This is a genomic window from Desulfopila aestuarii DSM 18488, assembly GCF_900143695.1.
Classification (GTDB): domain Bacteria; phylum Desulfobacterota; class Desulfobulbia; order Desulfobulbales; family Desulfocapsaceae; genus Desulfopila; species Desulfopila aestuarii.
This window is the reverse complement of the sequence record NZ_FRFE01000002.1, coordinates 37,089-55,208: the sequence shown is the minus strand read 5'-3', so window position 1 is coordinate 55,208 and position 18,120 is coordinate 37,089. Positions and strand designations below refer to the sequence as shown.

Annotated in this window: 14 protein-coding genes and 1 riboswitch; of the genes, 7 read left to right on the top strand and 7 right to left on the bottom strand. The window is 49.9% G+C overall.

Going from position 1 to position 18,120, the window contains the following annotated elements; genetic code table 11:
- The first annotated feature begins 215 nt into the window (after positions 1 to 215).
- The 4 genes from BUF15_RS02000 to BUF15_RS01985 are packed head-to-tail and all read left to right on the top strand — an operon-like array spanning position 216 to position 4,465.
- The gene (locus tag BUF15_RS02000) at positions 216 to 1,367 is read left to right on the top strand and encodes an efflux RND transporter periplasmic adaptor subunit (protein WP_073611784.1); all 1,152 of its coding nucleotides are present in this window, start codon (positions 216 to 218) and stop codon (positions 1,365 to 1,367) included.
- Positions 1,364 to 2,065 carry an ABC transporter ATP-binding protein gene (locus tag BUF15_RS01995; protein WP_073611783.1) on the top strand — a complete coding sequence of 234 codons (702 nt, stop codon included), beginning with the start codon at positions 1,364 to 1,366 and terminating at the stop codon, positions 2,063 to 2,065. Before BUF15_RS02000 ends, BUF15_RS01995 begins: the two co-directional genes overlap by 4 nt.
- Positions 2,052 to 3,257, top strand: a complete 1,206-nt coding sequence (locus tag BUF15_RS01990; protein ID WP_073611782.1) for an ABC transporter permease — start codon at positions 2,052 to 2,054, stop codon at positions 3,255 to 3,257. The genes BUF15_RS01995 and BUF15_RS01990 overlap by 14 nt, the downstream gene beginning before the upstream one ends.
- Positions 3,257 to 4,465, top strand: a complete 1,209-nt coding sequence (locus BUF15_RS01985) for an ABC transporter permease (protein WP_234981091.1) — start codon at positions 3,257 to 3,259, stop codon at positions 4,463 to 4,465. Before BUF15_RS01990 ends, BUF15_RS01985 begins: the two co-directional genes overlap by 1 nt.
- A 72-nt stretch (positions 4,466 to 4,537) precedes the next feature.
- Here BUF15_RS01985 and mddA read toward each other — a convergent pair whose 3' ends face one another.
- Together mddA and BUF15_RS27000 are read right to left on the bottom strand one after the other, a co-directional pair.
- Positions 4,538 to 5,287, bottom strand: a complete 750-nt coding sequence (mddA, locus tag BUF15_RS01980) for a methanethiol S-methyltransferase (protein WP_073611781.1) — start codon at positions 5,285 to 5,287, stop codon at positions 4,538 to 4,540.
- A gap of 215 nt (positions 5,288 to 5,502) precedes the next feature.
- Positions 5,503 to 5,577, bottom strand: a riboswitch (cyclic di-GMP riboswitch).
- A gap of 532 nt (positions 5,578 to 6,109) precedes the next feature.
- Complete coding sequence (locus BUF15_RS27000; RefSeq protein ID WP_073611780.1) at positions 6,110 to 6,481, bottom strand: hypothetical protein; 372 nt, start codon at positions 6,479 to 6,481, stop codon at positions 6,110 to 6,112.
- A 108-nt stretch (positions 6,482 to 6,589) separates the two neighbouring features.
- Here BUF15_RS27000 and BUF15_RS26735 point away from each other — a divergent pair, with 108 nt between their 5' ends.
- On the top strand, positions 6,590 to 9,178 hold the full coding sequence (locus BUF15_RS26735; RefSeq protein ID WP_159441199.1) for a hybrid sensor histidine kinase/response regulator: 2,589 nt from the start codon (positions 6,590 to 6,592) through the stop codon (positions 9,176 to 9,178).
- A gap of 210 nt (positions 9,179 to 9,388) precedes the next feature.
- Here the strand turns inward: BUF15_RS26735 and rocD are convergent, their stop codons facing one another.
- Complete coding sequence (rocD, locus tag BUF15_RS01965) at positions 9,389 to 10,588, bottom strand: ornithine--oxo-acid transaminase (RefSeq protein WP_073611779.1); 1,200 nt, start codon at positions 10,586 to 10,588, stop codon at positions 9,389 to 9,391.
- Between the two features lie 76 nt (positions 10,589 to 10,664).
- Positions 10,665 to 11,792: an alanine racemase gene (alr, locus tag BUF15_RS01960; RefSeq protein ID WP_073611778.1), complete on the bottom strand. Its 1,128-nt coding sequence runs from the start codon at positions 11,790 to 11,792 to the stop codon at positions 10,665 to 10,667.
- 1,108 nt (positions 11,793 to 12,900) lie between these two features.
- Between alr and BUF15_RS01955 the strand changes: the two genes are divergently transcribed.
- Positions 12,901 to 13,239, top strand: coding sequence for a P-II family nitrogen regulator (locus BUF15_RS01955; protein ID WP_073611777.1), 339 nt, complete (start codon positions 12,901 to 12,903; stop codon positions 13,237 to 13,239).
- A gap of 19 nt (positions 13,240 to 13,258) precedes the next feature.
- Positions 13,259 to 14,653: an ammonium transporter gene (locus BUF15_RS01950; RefSeq protein WP_073611776.1), complete on the top strand. Its 1,395-nt coding sequence runs from the start codon at positions 13,259 to 13,261 to the stop codon at positions 14,651 to 14,653.
- A gap of 173 nt (positions 14,654 to 14,826) precedes the next feature.
- Here BUF15_RS01950 and galK read toward each other — a convergent pair whose 3' ends face one another.
- The 3 genes from galK to BUF15_RS01935 are packed head-to-tail and all read right to left on the bottom strand — an operon-like array spanning position 14,827 to position 18,066.
- Complete coding sequence (gene galK / locus BUF15_RS01945) at positions 14,827 to 16,011, bottom strand: galactokinase (RefSeq protein ID WP_200802310.1); 1,185 nt, start codon at positions 16,009 to 16,011, stop codon at positions 14,827 to 14,829.
- A gap of 1 nt (position 16,012) precedes the next feature.
- On the bottom strand, positions 16,013 to 17,059 hold the full coding sequence (locus BUF15_RS01940) for a UDP-glucose--hexose-1-phosphate uridylyltransferase (protein ID WP_073611775.1): 1,047 nt from the start codon (positions 17,057 to 17,059) through the stop codon (positions 16,013 to 16,015).
- A complete protein-coding gene (locus BUF15_RS01935) occupies positions 17,059 to 18,066 on the bottom strand; it encodes a LacI family DNA-binding transcriptional regulator (RefSeq protein WP_073611774.1) in 1,008 nt (335 codons plus the stop codon). The genes BUF15_RS01940 and BUF15_RS01935 overlap by 1 nt, the downstream gene beginning before the upstream one ends.
- Between the last annotated feature and the right edge of the window lie 54 nt (positions 18,067 to 18,120).

Genomic DNA, 18,120 nt, shown 5'->3' with positions numbered 1-18,120 from the left:
GTTGCACGTAGTAATGGTGCAGTTGATTGTTTTTTTCCATTTCGACTAGTACGAAAAGTGCCAGCGTCTTTATCTTTTCCGATGAGCATTCGGATGTCAATCAAAGTTGTAAACCGAATACGAACTCAATCGCACTATGCTTGAAAAAGCCTAAAGAACGTGGCAGGTTGGGTGTGTTAATGATTTTTCGAGGTTCGTAAAAAAGGGGATAAGTGATGAAAAGGCTCATTCGCTGGATCTTGCTCCTGCTTATTGTGGCTGGTGCAGGCTTCTTTGTCTGGCAGAAAACCCGACCTCAGCCGGTCGAGGTGCTTGTGGCGAAGGTCATAAAAGGTGCGGTTGAGAAAACTGTGGCCAACACCCGGGCGGGAACGGTCAAAGCCTGCAGAAGGGCCCGGCTCTCACCCAGTATTGGCGGTCAGATTGCCAAGCTGCCAATCCATGAAGGGGACCAGGTGGAAGCCGGAACTTTGCTGCTGGAGATCTGGAACGAAGACCTGCAGGCCCAGTTGCTGCTTGCCGAACGGGAGGTTGGCGTGGCTGAGGCCCAGGCCCATGCTGCCTGTCTTTCCGCCGAAGAGGCAAAGCGGCAGGCAGATCGGGCTGAACAGCTCTTTCGCAGCAAGGTTGGTTCGGTCGAGGCGACGGATCGTGCCGTTACTCAGGCCCGCTCCCTTGAAGCCCAGTGCGAGGCTTCTCTGGCCTCGGTGCAGATGGGTAAGGCCCGAGTCGATGTTGCCCGTACCAATCTGATGAGAACTCGTCTTATTGCCCCTTTTGGAGGGGTGGTAGCCAAGATCGAAGGAGAGCTGAACGAATATGTCACCCCTTCGCCAGTGGGTGTGCAGACACCTCCGGCGGTCGATCTCATTGAAAACAGCTGCTATTATATTTCAGCGCCCATCGATGAAGTGGACGCTGCCGGGGTGCGGATCGGTATGGAAACCCGTATCAGTCTCGACGCCTTTCGCAATCAACCTTTTGCCGGAACGGTACGGCGTATTGCCCCCTATGTGCTTGATCTTGAAAAGCAGGCCCGGACAGTGGATATTGAGGTGTCATTTGCCGAAACGGCCGACTTCAAGAACCTGCTTGCGGGTTATAGTGCCGATGTCGAAATTATCCTTGCAACCCGCCTAGATACCTTGCGCATTCCCACAGAAGCGGTGATCGAAGGTAAAAAGGTTTTTGTCTACTCTCCTACCAACAAGACAGTTCGCTTGCAGGAAATCAGTACCGGTCTTACCAACTGGGCCAATACCGAGATCCTCTCCGGCGTGCAGGAGGGGCAGCTGGTGGTGGTGAATGTCGATAAGCCTGGTCTTGCCGATGGGGTGCAGGCAACGATATCAGAGGGTACACCATGATCGATTTACAGAACATTACCAGAATGTTCACGGTCGGTGATGAGCGGGTTTATGGCTTAAAAGAGGTAGACCTGACTATCGGGAACGGAGAATATATTGCGGTTATGGGGCCATCCGGTTCAGGTAAATCGACATTGTTGAATATTATTGGTCTGCTCGACAAGCCTGATAGCGGCATTTATCAGCTGGAAGGGGAGGTCACAACGGGGCTTGCCGACAGCAAGCAGGCTGAGCTGCGCTGCCATAAGATCGGTTTTATCTTCCAGTTCTTTCATCTGGTGCCGCGAATGACGGCCATGGAAAACATTGAGCTGCCTTTGATGCTGGCGGGTGTCGAGCCGAAAGTGCGAAAACAGAAGGTGCAGAAGGCTATCGAGACCTTCGGTCTTGCCGGCAGGGCCAGACATCGGCCGGACCAGCTTTCTGGCGGCCAGCGGCAACGGGTGGCTATTGCCAGGGCAACTATCATGGAGCCGCACATCCTGCTCGCTGACGAGCCCACCGGCAATCTCGACCGAGCCTCGGGTAACGAGGTGATCGAGATTCTTGAAGAGCTGAATTCGCGCAACATTACCCTTATCATGGTGACCCACGATCCTGAACTTGGCAACCGGGCCAAAAGGCAAATTCACATGATTGACGGTATCATCGGTTCGGATCATACGTCTTCTCCGGCAACTGCTTATGCGGCTCGCTGACATCATTCGCTTCGGCTTTCGGGCCTCTACCGGGTATACCGCCAGGACCTTCCTGATGCTGCTGGCCATGGCTATCGGGGTGGGGTCGGTGGTGGTGCTCTCGTCTCTTGGTGAGAGCGCGCGCGAGTATGTGGTTAATCAATTTTCGTCGCTGGGTACCAATCTGCTTATTGTGCTGCCGGGGCGCTCGGAAACGGTGGGCGGTCCGCCGCCGCTGCTAGGTGTAACCCCCCGTGATTTGACCCTTACCGATGCCGAGGCATTGCAGCGCTCGGCTAATATCCGTTATGTGGCTCCCATATCTCTAGGAGCGGCGCCTGTCTCCTATGGTGCGCGCGAGCGGGAAGTGACCATTCTCGGCTCGACCGCCCAACTCTTTTTCGTGCGACAGCTGACCATGGGGCAGGGGCGTTTCCTGCCGGAAGGTGACATCACCAAAGGGTCGCCGGTCTGTGTGCTCGGCTACAACATGCAGAAGGAGTTATTCGGCACAGTTTCTCCGCTAGGTGAGACGTTGCGCATCGGTGACTACCGTTTCCGGGTGATCGGGGTGCTCGCAAAAAAAGGCGAATCCGTGGGGCTTGATATGGGGGATGTCGTCATTATTCCGGTTGCTTCAGCGCAGGCGCTCTTTAACACCAGTACGCTTTTTCGGATCATGGTCGAGGCTGTGGATCGCGATGCCATATTCCGAGCTAAAAAGACCATTCTCTCAATCATCCGGGATCGGCATGATGGGGAGGACGATGTTACGGTCATTACCCAGGATGCGGTGCTCGCAACCTTCGATAAGATTTTTACGGCCATGACCCTCACCGTTACCGGTATTGGGGCGATCAGCATCTCGGTAGCTGGAATTCTTATCATGAACGTGATGCTGATCGCTGTTTCCCAGCGCCGGTCAGAGGTGGGGCTGTTGAAGGCCATCGGCGCACCGGAAGGAAACATCATCACCCTGTTTCTTGTCGAGGCGGTACTGTTGTCACTTGTTGGCGCTGTTCTGGGGTTGTTGGTGGGTACTTGCGGAGTTTGGGTGATTGGCTTGATATTCCCGAATTTTCCGATAACGATGCCGCTCTGGTCGCTTCTGGCGGCGGTGGCGGTGGCGCTCGTTACCGGCCTAGTGTTCGGAGTGCTTCCGGCCATGCGGGCCGCAAGGCTCGATCCTGTCATTTCCCTGTCGCGGAGGTAATGGTTGTTATGATTCTTCGTGATATTATCAGACTTTCTTTCAGCAGTCTTGTCAGTCAACGGTTACGGAGTTTTCTGACCATTCTTGGTATTGCTGTCGGTATCGCTTCGGTGGTGCTGCTTACCTCCATAGGTGAAGGGGTGCACCGTTTCACCCTGGCAGAATTCACCCAGTTCGGCACGAATCTGATCGGTATCAATCCAGGTCGAACGACAACGTTCGGCACTTCCGGGGCCATTATAAATACTATTAGACCGCTCAGTATCGCTGATGAAGAAGCCTTGAAGCGTATTCCGGGTGTGCTGGAGACGGTATCGGTGGTACAGGGCAACGGGCCGGTGGAGTTTTTCAAAAACAGTCGCCGTACCACCATCCTGGGCGTTGGTCCGGCGGTGCCCAAGGTCTGGCAGATGCGGGTACTGAAAGGCCGTTTTCTCCCGGTTGATGACAGCAGCGCCCCAAGGTCCTATGTGGTGCTTGGCAGCAAGGTGAAAGAGGAACTGTTTCGGGAGAACAACCCGCTCGGACAGGTGGTGCGGGTGGCGGGCGAGCGATACAGGGTGATCGGGGTGATGGAGAGTAAAGGCCAGATGCTCGGTTTTGACCTTGATGATGCGGTTTATATCCCCGCCCAGCGAGCAATGAGCCTCTTTAACCAGCAGAGTCTGATGGAGATTGATCTGCTCTATCAGACCGGGCTGGAATCGAAAACCATCGCTGAGCGGGCAAAACGGATTTTGGTTAGTCGGCACGGAACCGAAGATTTTACCATTACCACCCAGGAAGAGATGCTGAAGGTGCTTGGTTCTGTGCTCGACATCCTGACTGCAGCGGTGGGGGGACTGGGTGCCATTTCGCTTCTGGTCGGTGGTGTAGGGATCGTCACCATTATGACCATTGCTGTCAATGAACGGACGCCCGAGATTGGTCTGCTGCGGGCCATCGGTGCTGATCGCCGCCAGATTCTGCTGCTATTTATCGGGGAGGCGGTGGTGCTTGCGGCCGCCGGCGGCCTGGCCGGGCTTGTCATCGGTGCCGGTATTGCCTGGCTGCTGGGTGTATTCGTGCCGGCTTTGCCGACCCACACACCCTGGTTGTATGCTCTCTATGCCGAAATATTGGCTGTGGTGATCGGTTTGCTGGCAGGTGTTCTGCCTGCCAGGACTGCTGCCGGCCTCAATCCGGTGGACGCTTTGCGAGCTGAATAACTATCTGGAAATGCTTTGTATCTATATTATCTTACCCGCAGACTAATGGGTTAGGTCTCCCCGGATTGAGATTTATCTCATTTCCCGGTCGTTTCGTTTTTTCATAAAAGGGATGAGCATTGGTACCCGACGTCGATAATCGTCATAGTTCTTTCCTAAAAATTGCATGAGGTCGTGCTCTTCGAACTGGACACCAATGAATATATAGGCTGTGGTTGCGAAAGCAAAAAGCAGATGTCCAACCGTCATGTAAGGAGTTGCCCAGAAAGCGATGATGAATCCAAACATGATTGGATGTCGAACGTATCGGTAAAGGCTGTTTGTTTGGAATTCTACATGGTGATAATCCTGGTTTGAGAAATGTAGCCAGACCTGCCGGAGACCAAACAGGTCGAAGTGGTTTATCATAATGGTCGATAACAACACGACAAGCCAACCGATCCAGAACAGTGCAAGGCAAAGTGTTTTCCCAACAGGATTTTCAATACTCCAGACCACACTCGGCATAGGCTGCCACTGCCAATAAAGGAGCAAAAGAATAAGACTGGCGACAAGGACAAACGTGCTCCGCTCTACCTGAATTGGAACAATCTTCGTCCACCAGCGCTTAAATGCAGGGCGTGCCATGATCGTGTGTTGCACTGCAAATAGACTAAGTAAAACCAGGTTTATGATAAGACTGTGCAAAATACTGGACTGCGATCCCGAGTTGATTGACTTTGGAACCACGAAATCTCCCACAAATCCGATTGCGTAAAGAAATGATATCAAGAATACAGCATAGCAAACGAGTCCATAACAAAATGATAATGTCCTATTCATGATCTACCTCAACATGTTTTTTTGATTCTCAAAGACCCACAGTTGCTCGAAATCATTACGTAGCGAAGCCATTTAACGTCTTGGGTGCGCTGCAGTTGACCGCTACTTTTCTTTGAAGGCTGCTTTTTTTAAAGGAAGGTCAAACTACTCATGACCTGTCATCCCAAAACTTTGCACATAATCGGCATAAACAAATAAGCCGAGCCGCCAGTAATCATGGCAACTCGGCTATCTTATTAAGACCCGTGGCTTTCCGTCCCTGCTTCGCAGCAGGTTTGGTTTTCTTACATCAGGCTAATCAATTCTCAGCGCATAGGTAATGTTAGTGCTACAGTGTGGGATGTGTCAAGTGGAGGCACACAAACACAGGTGGAGTTTTGACCGTAGACCATTGTTGTGAAGTAGTGATTGACAGCCATTGCTCAATGGGCTGTCTCGTCGGGTGATCGTGCATGTTTTCAAGTAACTTTTTAGCCGTTTGGATTGGATAATTTGAATCTGAAAATTGATGAGCGCCAGGTCCTCGGAATCAATGGGGATTTGAACCTCAGCTTTGCGGATAATTCAATGTTTCGATGTGATATGATGGCATGAATAAAGAATTTGAGAATAATTTTCATTTTTTTGGCAAATGGATATAATTCAATATTGGCTGGGAACGTATTACTTTAGTGGTAATGATTGTATTGCTAGTAGCATTTTGAAAACAGATGGAATAACAGAGGGATAATGTTTGTTCTTCAAGGCAAGTCTACTGATAATTCTAAAGGCCATCTGTTATCTTGTATTATCCGGCCCAAACTGATCCCTCAGAAGAGTATATCAGGGACGCATGGGTTCATCTCCTGCCTTATCTTTTTGTCCCTCTTTGTCATTTGTATCCAATCCCCGCCTGGCATGGCTGGTACTGCCGTTACTGATACAAAAAAAAAGACGTTCGATATATTGATTATCAACTCTTATCACCAGGGGTTCACCTGGACTGATGATATTGTTGCCGCAGTCATAGCTACCACATCTGCCGAACTCAACAATGTTGACTTTCATGTGGAATATATGGATAGCAAGCGGCACCCAGACAGGCATCTTTACGACATGCTCTCCAGTAGTCTGGCTCTGAAATACCAGCGTCGGCAACCAGATATAATCATCACCTCCGACGACAATGCCCTCAGCTTCATGGAGGAGTATCATCAAAGGCTCTTTCCGAAGGTTCCGGTGATTTTCTGCGGAGTCAACGATCTGAGAAAAGCTTTATCTGTCGACAGAGATTACTTTACAGGTCTCGTTGAGACTTTGGACATGTCTGACAACATTGCTCTGGCTCGGCGCCTCTTTCCTGGGATAAATGAGATCGTCATAGTTAGCGATAGTTCCCCGACTGGAATTGGTACCCGGCAGATGGCAGTAGATGCTGAAGAGAATTACCCTGATCTGGCCTTTTCATACCTAAACAGTGAGGATTTGAGCACTGATGAAATGCTTCAAAGGCTTCGCAAACTTCAAGTGACCAGCACAGTCATTGCCCCGGCCTGGTATATCGATAAAGAAGGGAATACCTTTGACAATGAAGCTATCTACCCCCGTATTTCGGAAGCTTCGGCTGTTCCAGTTCTGGGCACATCAAGTGCTAATATCGGCCTGGGTATTATCGGTGGAAAAGTCAATAGTGGTACAATACAGGGGGAGTATTCTGCAAATCAGGCTTTGCGTATCCTCTCCGGCAAAGTTACGATCAAGGATTTACCTGTCGAGACAAAAAGTCAGAACCGCTATATGTTTGACCACCGACAACTCACCCGTTTTGCCATCTCAGAAGGACACCTTCCTGAAGGTGCAATAATCTTAAATCGCCCTGTTCCTTTTTATGAACGCTACAAGAGAGAAACTACCATTGTTGTAGTAGCATTCCTTTCTCTTTTCGTTCTTATAGCATTTCTCATGTGGAACATCCGACGTCGCAAACAGGTTGAGCGGGACCTTGTTCATCAAAAGCATCTGGCCGAGCAGTATCTCAATATAGTCGAAGTTATTCTGGTGGCATTCGATGATCAGGCCAACATAACTTTCCTGAACCGTAAAGGTTGTGAAGTCCTTGGCTATAGGGAAGGTGAACTGCTTGGAAGAGATTGGTTTAAGGTTTGCCTGCCACCGGAAGAATATGAGCCAGTCTTTTCAGCATATAAGGGGTTGCTTGATGGTGAGGTGGAGCTTTACAAATATCATGAAAATTACGTGCTGACAAAATCCGGAGAAAAGCGCCTTGTCGCCTGGAATAATGTTTTAAGGAAAGATAGCAGTGGCAGTATTGTTGGCCTGTTAAGCTCTGGTGAGGATATCACCGACCGCAAACTCATGGAACAAGAACTACGCGACAGTGAAGAACGATTTCGAACACTCCACAAAGCGTCTTTTGGAGGGATTGTAATTCATGACAACGGCATAATTTTAGATTGCAATCAGGGTCTCTGTGATATGACCGGATATACCTTTGATGAGCTGATCGGCACGAATGGTCTCAGGCTTATTGCCCCAGATTCGCTGGAAGAGGTTACAAGAAAGATGATGTCTGAGGCCGAGGAACCCTACGAAGTTGAAGGGATCCGTAAAGACGGAACCATCTATCCACTCTATCTGCAAAGTAAGTTTATTCCGTACAAGGGACGCACTGTGCGAGTAGGGGAATTTAGGGATATTTCCGAATTGAAACAGGCTGAAGAGGAGAGAATCCGCCTCGAATCCCAGCTCCGTCAATCCCAGAAAATTGAATCCGTAGGACAACTTGCCGGTGGAGTTGCTCACGATTTCAATAATATGCTGTCGGCGATTCTCGGTCATTCAGAATTGGCGATGATGCGATGCCCGCCATCGGAGTCAGTCTATTCTCATCTTAAGGGAATACAAGAAGCCGCCAACCGTTCATCGGCCTTAGTAAGTCAGCTTCTGGCTTTTGCTCGTAAGCAAACCATTGCTCCTAAGGTTTTGAATATAAATGCTATGTCAAGTTCCATACTCAAAATGATCCGCCGGGTGATCGGCGAGGACATTGATCTGGCATGGTCTCCTGGATCAGATCTGTGGAAGATAAAAATGGATCCCTCTCAAGTTGATCAGATTCTGGTGAATTTGTGTGTCAACGCCAGGGATGCAATCACCGGTGTTGGCAAGATTACCATAGAAACCAGGAATGCCACTTTTGATCAGGCATATTGCGAAGTTCATATCGGTTTTGTCCCCGGAGATTTTGTAATGTTGGCGATCAGCGATAATGGTTCAGGTATGAGCAAAGACGTTCAAGATCACATCTTTGAACCTTTTTACACAACGAAAGAACTTGGAAAAGGTACGGGGCTTGGACTTGCAACCGTATATGGTATTGTCAAACAAAACAGAGGATTCATCAACGTATACAGTGAAGTCAATGAAGGAACAACCTTCAGGATCTACCTGCCCCGCTTCATGGGTGAAGATGCGGTGCAAACGACTGAGACAGCAACTGAGGCACCAGAAGGCAAAGGTGAGACGATATTGTTGGTGGAGGATGAGTCTGTGATACTTGAAGTTGGTCAGACAATGCTGAAAGAGTTGGGCTATGTGGTCTTGGTCGCCGGTACGCCAGGAGAGGCGATCAATATAGCGAAAAACCACGCTTCCGAAATAGATCTGTTGATCACAGATGTTATTATGCCAGAGATGAACGGCCGGGATCTTGCTAAATTAATTCGTAATATACGGCCTGAGGTGAAATGTTTGTTCACCTCAGGGTATACTGCCGACGTCATAGCTCATCATGGCGTTTTGGATGAAGGCGTGTGGTTTCTCCCAAAACCATTCTCTATGAAAGACCTTGCCTTAAAGGTTCACCAGACACTGGAAGAGAAGTATTACTAATAATAAATTTCTCAAGGTTATCTCAATGTCGTTGGCGTGTGTAGTTACGTCTTCGTTGTTTGGCCATGAATTACCTCCTCAAGAATTGTTATTTCACTCTTAAGAAAGTATCCATCAAATTCCTACCACATCACACAGAAGTGGTCCAAGCGTTCGGACCACTTCTTTGTATTACATTGCAATGTTCTAAAAGAGTTTTCGCCGATGCAGTTATCCAGCAAATACCGCAGCGATCTTCTCAGCTGCCCAGTCAACCTCGTCTTTAGTGATGATCAGGGGGGGAGCGATGCGGATGATATGATCATGAGTTTCTTTGCAGAGAAGTCCGCTGTCTTTGAGTTTATAGCAATACTGGCGGGCGCCGCCTGCCTCTGGCGATAATTCCACGGCAATCATCAACCCCCGGCCACGTACTTCCTTGATTAGCGGGTTGTTCAGTTTTTGCAGTTTTCCGAGGAAGTAGGCTCCCATTTTTGCGGAGTTTTCTACCATATTCTCTTCAACCAGGACCTTTATTGCTGCACGGGCTACAGCGCAGCCGAGCGGGTTGCCGCCAAATGTCGAACCATGCTCGCCAGGCTGCAGGACGCCCATGACCTCGGTGTTGGAGAGAACCGCGGAAACCGGGTAAAAGCCGCCGGAAAGGGCTTTGCCGACCAGGGTTAAATCCGCCTCGATTCCTTCATGCTCTTCAGCCAGCAATTTGCCGGTTCGTCCCAGGCCGGTCTGGATCTCATCAAGGATGAGAATAATGTTGTGCTGGGTGCAAAGCTCACGCGCCTTTTTCAAATATCCGGCGGGTGGAATGATGACCCCGGCTTCGCCCTGAATGGGTTCAACCATGAAGGCAACAGTGTTCGGGGTGATCGCTTCTTCAAGCGCTTTGCTGTCACCGAAGGGAACGACCTTGAAGCCGGGAGTAAAAGGACCGAAGCCGGTGCGGGATTTGGGGTCGGTGCTAAAACTGACGATAGAAAGGGTTCTTCCATGGAAGTTTTCGCTACAGACAATGACCTCAGCCTGGCCCTCAGGTACTCCCTTGACCTCATATCCCCACTTTCGTACTGTCTTGATGGCTGATTCTACCGCTTCTGCACCGCTGTTCATCGGCAGCATCTTATGGGAATTTGTCAGCTCGCACAGTTCCTTGTACAGCAGGCCTAACTGGTCGTTACGAAATGCACGAGAAGTGAGGGTGAGCTTTTGGGCCTGCTCGATTAAGGCTGCAAGAATTTTGGGATGGCAATGGCCTTGATTGACTGCTGAATAGGCGGAAAGGCAGTCCAGATATTTTTTTCCTTCAACGTCCCATACCCAGACACCGGCCCCTTTACAGAGTACGACATCAAGCGGCTTGTAGTTGTGTGCCCCGAGGGTGTTTTCAAGTTGGATGATTTCAGCAGTATTCATGGTCGAAACTCCTTTGCGGTAAAATGTGGTGCCTGGTTATAGGTTTTATATATGTGTATTTCAAGGTCTGGCACAATTACTGGTCAACGATTCGAGGCACCCGTTGAGAGATCGCTGTCACAATCTCATAATTAATGGTTTCTTGTTTTGCAGCGAGTTCATCGGCTGTGATGGTTTCGCTGCCCTGATTACCTATTATGACCACTTCATCGCCTAAAGAAACGCTGTTGCCGAGTGGGGTCACATCAATCATACACTGGTCCATACATATACGGCCAACCTGACGGCAACGCACTCCGCAGGCAAGTACTTCAAGTCTATTGCTGAGTTGGCGGCTGATGCCGTCTCCGTAACCAACTGGTATGGTGGCAATACGTGCCAAATTCTCAGTGCTGTAGGTGTGTCCGTAACTGATACCTGTTCCTGCTGGCACATCTTTGAGGAAGGTTATGCGACTTTTTAAAGATAATACCGGTTTCAGTTTTTCCAGCTCCGGCAGCTGCATGTCGGCCGACGGTTTGAGTCCATAAATGGAAATCCCAGGCCGAATTGCATCAAAGTGCGCATCCTGCAAGGCAAAGAGTGCTGCGCTGTTGGCAAAATGATAGAGGGGAATGTTGTGGCGGGCCGTGTCTTTTTTCAGTCTGGCAAAGACGTCGATCTGGTTTTGCGAGAAGGTGTGATCGTTTTCGTCAGCTCGTGGAAAATGGCTGCAGATTCCCTGCACAATAATGTTGTGATGTTGTGAGCACTCGTCGAGAAAAGCAGGCACATGTTCGGGGTAGAGTCCCATTCTGCCCATGCCAGTATCGACTTTTACGTGAATAGTGACCTGTTTCTCTTGCCCGCTTGCCACCTCTGCCAGGGCACGTAACTGTTCGAGGCTGCAGACTACCGGTTGAAATCCATAGTGGATAATATAATCACTATTTTCGGGCAGGGTGGGAGACAAAATGATGAATGTGGCCTGTATGCCACGTTCCGCAAGTTCCGCCGCCTCGCTGATATGGGCCGTGCAAAGTGTTGTGTAGCCGAGCTGAATAAGGTGTCGGGCAATGATCTCCGAGCCATGGCCATAAGCATTAGCCTTGATTGCCGGGAAGAGTGGACGATTGCCTGCCAGTTTCTGGAGCAGGTGCATGTTGTGGCTCAGATGATCCAGGTTGATAGACGCCTGGGTCAGGTGGGTGGTACGGTAGTTCACAGTGTAAATCTCTCAAGATCTGTATTTTAATGCTATGTAGCTCTTTCGCTTGTCCCGGATTTTTTCGAGGTATCTCGTAATTAAAATCGCAGCTTCGCTGATGTTCTATAGTAACGAAGCTGCAAAAACCGATCAAGACAACGTTTTCCGTCTCTAGCGCCGGGCGCCTGGTGAAAGTTATTCATTACCAGCTCTATGCTGCTGAAGCCACATCTAGAGGAAAGGGACGCTGTCTATATCATCATTTTCCGTGTCATCTGGAAGAATCAACTCTCCATGACCGTGATAAGTATCTCAAGTGGCAGTTTTTTCCTCTTCTAAGTTCGTTACCATACTCCCTCCCCACTAAAACCAAAATTCTGAAGGAGATGAAGTTGAACATGGGGTGATTTACCATGCCATGCTCAACACTTCCCGTAATATTTTCAGTCGTAGGCGTGACGCGGACATTTCAAGGTAAGTATCTTGTTTCGTTATGTCGATGGCACGACGGTTTTTCATTGGTCCTATGGTTTTGATTGTGAGAAGAAAGGCGTCCTCATGGGTCTCGGGCATTGGGGTGCGATAGATCCTTATCTGACGCGGTCGAATTGGTGGGTTGAGAAAAAAGGCCCTGTTGTTCTTGTGGTAGTAGCGTTCGGAAATCGAAAGGGGAATTTTGACAAATATGTTAGAAGAAACCGTTATGGATTGCTTTGTTTGTTAGGCACTGTTCGATGTCTATGGGTGAAGTGGTGATAGTCTTTTATCTCAAGTATGAGGCTTGGTATAGAAAATTTATCTAATAGTTTGATAAATTAATATTTTATGGCAGGTCGTAGATTGCGATTATCTGTGAATATTCTTCAGTTTTCAGGGGAAATCGTTTTTAAAGACCTGTAAAATGCAGGCCAAGATGATACAATAATGTAGATTTTATACGAATGAAATTGCAATAAAGTAATAAAATATGCAAATAGGGTGGTGATATATCCTGATCCTCAACAGGTAATACCCTGTAAATATAAACAAAAAAAACGCCTGGTCGCCTGGCAATAGTTTTGCAAACCAAAGAGCGATGGCAGGTGGTTGGAATGGTTGTCAATATAGCATGGGAAAAGGAGGAGAGATGAAATACATATCGGCAATAATCAAGCCCTTTAAGCTTAACGAGGTCCGTGAGGCACTCTCTGCAGCCGGTGTCAATGGCATGACGGTAACCGAGGTGAAAGGATTTGGCCGTCAGAAAGGCCATACTGAAATTTATCGAGGCGCTGAGTATCTGGTAGATTTCATGCCTAAAATGAAGATTGAGGCAGCCGTAACCGATGACCAGTATGCGCTGGCCATTGAAAAAATCAAACAGGCGGCACATACCGGCCAAATCGGTGACGGTAAAATATTTGTCTTCGATCTGGCGGAAGTTATCCGAATCCGTACCGGAGAATCGGGATCTGATGCAATCTGAAAGAAAGGGGAGACTTGCCATGAATAAAACTGCTGCTGCTCTGACGCCTATCCTGACACTATTGCTGCTGAGCTGTGCTGGCGTCGCTTTCGGTGCCGATGTGCCAGTACCCGACAAGGGCGATACCGCCTGGATGATCGTGGCCACTCTTTTGGTCACCCTGATGACTATTCCCGGCCTCGCCCTCTTTTATGGCGGCCTGGTTCGCACCAAAAATATGCTGTCGGTGCTTATGCAGGTTTTCACCGTTTTTTCATTGTGCATCGTGTTATGGGTAATTTACGGCTACAGTCTGGCCTTTACTGAGGGTAATGCTTTTATTGGTGGTTTCAGTAAGATTTTCCTCAAAGGAGTCACCGTCGATTCTGTGGCAGCCACCTTCAGTAAAGGGGTGGTTATCCCTGAATTTGTCTATATCTTCTTTCAGGCAACTTTTGCGGCGATTACTCCGGCTCTCATAATCGGGGCCTTTGCTGAACGTATGAAATTTTCTGCAGTACTGGGGTTTATTGTTATCTGGTTCACCTTTGCCTATCTGCCGATGGCCCATATGGTGTGGTTCTGGGCCGGACCTGATGCCTATACCGATGCTGACGCCGCTGCTAAAGCTGGTGCAACAGCAGGATTCCTGTTTCAGAAAGGGGCGATTGACTTTGCAGGCGGTACTGTTGTCCATATCAATGCCGCTATAGCTGGTCTTGTTGGCGCTTTTATGGTTGGCAAAAGGGTGGGCTATGGCAAGGAATCAATGGCCCCGCACAGTCTGACCATGACCATGATCGGCGCTTCGTTATTGTGGGTTGGCTGGTTCGGGTTTAACGCGGGTTCAAATCTTGAGGCCACAGGTCTGGCGGCGCTGGCCTTTGGCAACACCATGACCGCCACTGCTGCTGCCGCGCTCTCATGGCTGTTTACTGAGTGGGTCTTAAAGGGTAAACCTTCCATGCTTGGCGCAGCTTCCGGAGCTGTTGCCGGGTTGGTTGCTGTTACCCCGGCGTGTGGTTGGGTCGGTATTGGCGGGGCGTTAGTTATCGGTCTTCTTGCCGGTATAGTCTGCCTCTGGGGTGTAAACAGCCTGAAAAAAATGCTGGGTGCCGATGATGCTCTAGACGTGTTTGGCGTGCATGGTGTCGGTGGTATCCTTGGTGCGCTTTTGACCGGCATCTTCGCTAACCCGGATCTGGGTGGTGTGGGTGTCTATGATTATGTGGCAAATCAGGTTGCCGAATATTCTACCTCAGCACAGATGATCAGCCAGTTATGGGGTGTTGTGCTTACTCTGGTGTGGTCCGGCCTGGTGTCAGTCGTCGCGTATAAAGTGATTGATATGACCATTGGTCTGCGGGTCAGTGAGGAAGAGGAGCGTGAAGGCCTCGATACCACGAGTCATGGCGAGACAGCCTACCGATATTGAGATTTACAAAATACTGTTGATTCGGCCCTCCATCCTGTATTGCCAGGTTGGAGGGTTTTTTTATGTGGGATATCTTTTATCGGTTTGTACGCTGCATCTGACCATATGCTCGAAGGACGGTGACCTGGTCGAGGATATTCATTCGTGATCACATTGTAGTTTTACCCGGGGACTTATTTTTCCACGAGTTCCTGATCGAACGGTTGAATTCCAGTACCGTCGGCAGCCTGGCAGACATAGAGCCGCGGTTCGGTCTGCATTCGAGCTGCATATGCGCTGCTCACCTCTTCGACAAAATCTTTCTCCCGACCTTTTTCCACCAGGGCAACGGCGCAACCAGCAAATCCTGCCCCGGTCATTCTGGCCCCAAGACAGGCGGAATGTTCCATTGCACACTCAACCATTGTGTTTAATGCCGTCCCCGACACATCGAAATCGTCGCGCAGACTGCAGTGGCTTTCATACATCAGCCTTCCCAGTTCATGTCCTGCATCGTTTTGCATTGCTTTTGCGGCCTGCAAAACCCGATCGTTTTCCAGGATAATGTGTTTGGCCCGCAGGTAGGCAAGCGGCGACAGTTGTGGGCGAAACTGCTCCAGCATCTCTTCATTACCATCGCGGAGATAGGCGATATTCATTTTACCGGCAGCCTCGAAACACTGTGCTCTTCGCTCGTTATAGGCGGAATCGACCAACCCTCGTCTGGTACCGGTGTCGAGGATGATGATGGTGCTTTTCTTCGGTAAAGGACAGAGTGTGGAAGAGTGATCGCGGCAGTCGATGAGCAGGGCATGGTCTTTCCGGCCGCAGGCGCAGATGGCCTGATCCATGATGCCGCAGTTCATGCCGACCCACTCGTTTTCAACGCGTTGGCCAAGTATTGCCATCTTCATGGGTTGCCAGTCTATTCCGGCGGTATAGGTTGCGGCCCGGAGAATACCAAGCTCAAGTGCTGCCGAGGATGAGAGACTGGCGCCGACCGGAATGTTGCCGGTGATAACCATGTCGAATCCACATGGAGTGTGACCCATCTGCTGCAGTACCCAGATACAGCCGGTTATATATTCACCCCAGCTGAATTCACCTTTTCGCAGTGAAGATGAAGTAAATGAAATTTCAGCATTGAACTCGGTTGAGTAAACCCTGATCAGGTCATCGGTCCGCTTTTTTATAGCCATCATCAAGGACCGGTCGATAGCCATGGGCAGGACGAAACCATCATTGAAGTCGGTATATTCGCCGATGATATTGACCCGACCCGGTGAGGTGACCACCAATTCGGGGATACTGTCGAAATGTTGCTTGAACTGACGGGACAGTTCCTGCTCAAGTATGGTTGAAGGATTTTCAGCGCGCACCCTATCTTCTCCTCATTGAATAATGGGTTGTCGACTGGTTACGGAGCATTTCCGCCGCCGTTTCGGGCAGGATGTCCCGCTGAGGACATCCCAGCATTTCATAGCCGACCATGAACTTTTTAATGTCCGCCGAACGCAGGAGCGGTGGGTAATAGTGGGCATGCAGCTGCCAGTGGTCGTTGTTCCCGTTGTTGGCAGGAGCACCATGCCAGCCCATGGAGTAGGGAAAAGAGGTTGAAAAGAGATTGTCGTACTTTACCAGCAATTCTTTCATGATGGCGGCAAGCCCTTGTCGTTGGGCATCATCCAGGTCTTGCAGCCGCCGGGTGGGGTGAAGAGGTGCGAGCAGCACCTCGAAGGGCCAGGTGGCCCAGTAGGGAACAACGCACAGCCACTGATCGTTTTCAGCAACGATACGTTCCCTTTTATCTTTTTCCCGTGCCAGATATTCCACCAGCAGGTTCTTGCCGTGCTGCTGGAGATAGACTTTCTGGTAATGGTCTTCTTTGGCAGGCTCTTCGGGGATATAGTCACTGGCCCAGATCTGGCCGTGGGGATGCGGATTGGAGCAACCCATGATCTCGCCCTTGTTCTCAAAAATCTGGACCCATCGGTATTTTTTGCTCAGTTCAATCATCTGTGCTTTCCAGATATCAATCACCGCCAACAGGTCTTTTTCCTCCATCTGGGCGAGGGTCAGGTTGTGATTTCTGGAAAAACAGATGACCCGGCAGGTGCCATCAGTGGATTCGGAACGGAACAGCCCGTCCTCGTCTTCTTGAAAAGGTTGGGTACACTGCGTTAATGCTTTGAAGTCGTTATCGAAGACAAAAGTGCTGGCATACTCTTCATTTTTCTTTCCGCCCATGCGGGTGTTGCCGGGGCAGAGGTAGCAGGTGGGGTCATATCCCGGGGGCTGGCTGATGGTTGCGTCCTCGGTTCTGCCCTGCCATGGCCGCTGGGTGCGGTGGGGGGAGAGCAACAGCCATTGGCCGGTAAGCGGGTTATATCTCCGGTGGGGATGGAGTGTATTGCTATTTTGATCCATTATGTGGATTTCCGTATGATGAGTTTGGTCTTTTTCACCAGAATAACGGGGGAGACGTTGTCGACCCCTTTCTCGATCTGTTCAAGCAGCAGAGCGGCAGCACTTTTGCCGATGTCATAGGACATCTGATCAACGGTGGTGAGTGGCGGCTCGATAAGCGCGGAGATCGGATTGTTGGAAAATCCGGCCAGGGCGATATCATTGGGGATGCGTAACCCCTGTTGCTTGATGACCAAGTACGCACCAAGCGCCACAGGGTCGTTGACACAGAAAATTGCGTCGGGACGTTTGGGGAGGGCAAGGAGCTTTTCCGCCCCATGGGTGCCGTCGCTGTTACGATATCCACCGCGGACAATGAGGGACTCATCTATTGTCAGGCCCCGATCGATCAGCGCGTCGCGGTAGCCACATTCCCGCTCCCGACCGATGAGGATATTCGACGGGCCAGCGATATGGGCAATATGTTTGTAGCCTCTATCGATAAGGTGGCTCACAAGTTGATACGCACCGTTATGGTCATCAACTTTTACCTGACTTCCTGTTAAGTCTTCATGGGTACGATCAAAGAAGACTACGGGGATCTTGCGTTTTTTCAAGATATCGAAGTGGCTGACATCCATGGTTGACTGGGAGAGGGACACCAGCAGTCCGGCAACCCTGTTGGAAACCATGGCCCGCAGGTTGAGTTTTTCCCGCTCATAGTCTTCGTTGCTCTGGCAGACCATGATGGTGAACCCTGCGTTATAAGCGAGATCCTCGATACCGCTGATGGCGGAAGAGAAAAAGTGGTGCTGGATCTCAGGAACAATGATGCCGATAGTGCTGGTGCGTTGTTTCTTGAAGCCCTGAGCAATACTGTCAGGAAAATAGTCCAGACGTGCAGCTATCTCTTTGACTTTCGTTTTCGTTGCTTCGCTGATGTCGGGATGGTCGTGCAGGGCACGGGAAACCGTGGAGGCTGATAGCCCTAATTCTCGGGCAATATCTGTGATAGTGGCTCTAAACATGATGTCGCAACCTTAATACATTGGATCAAAGTGGTTGCCAATGTTACTGCAAAC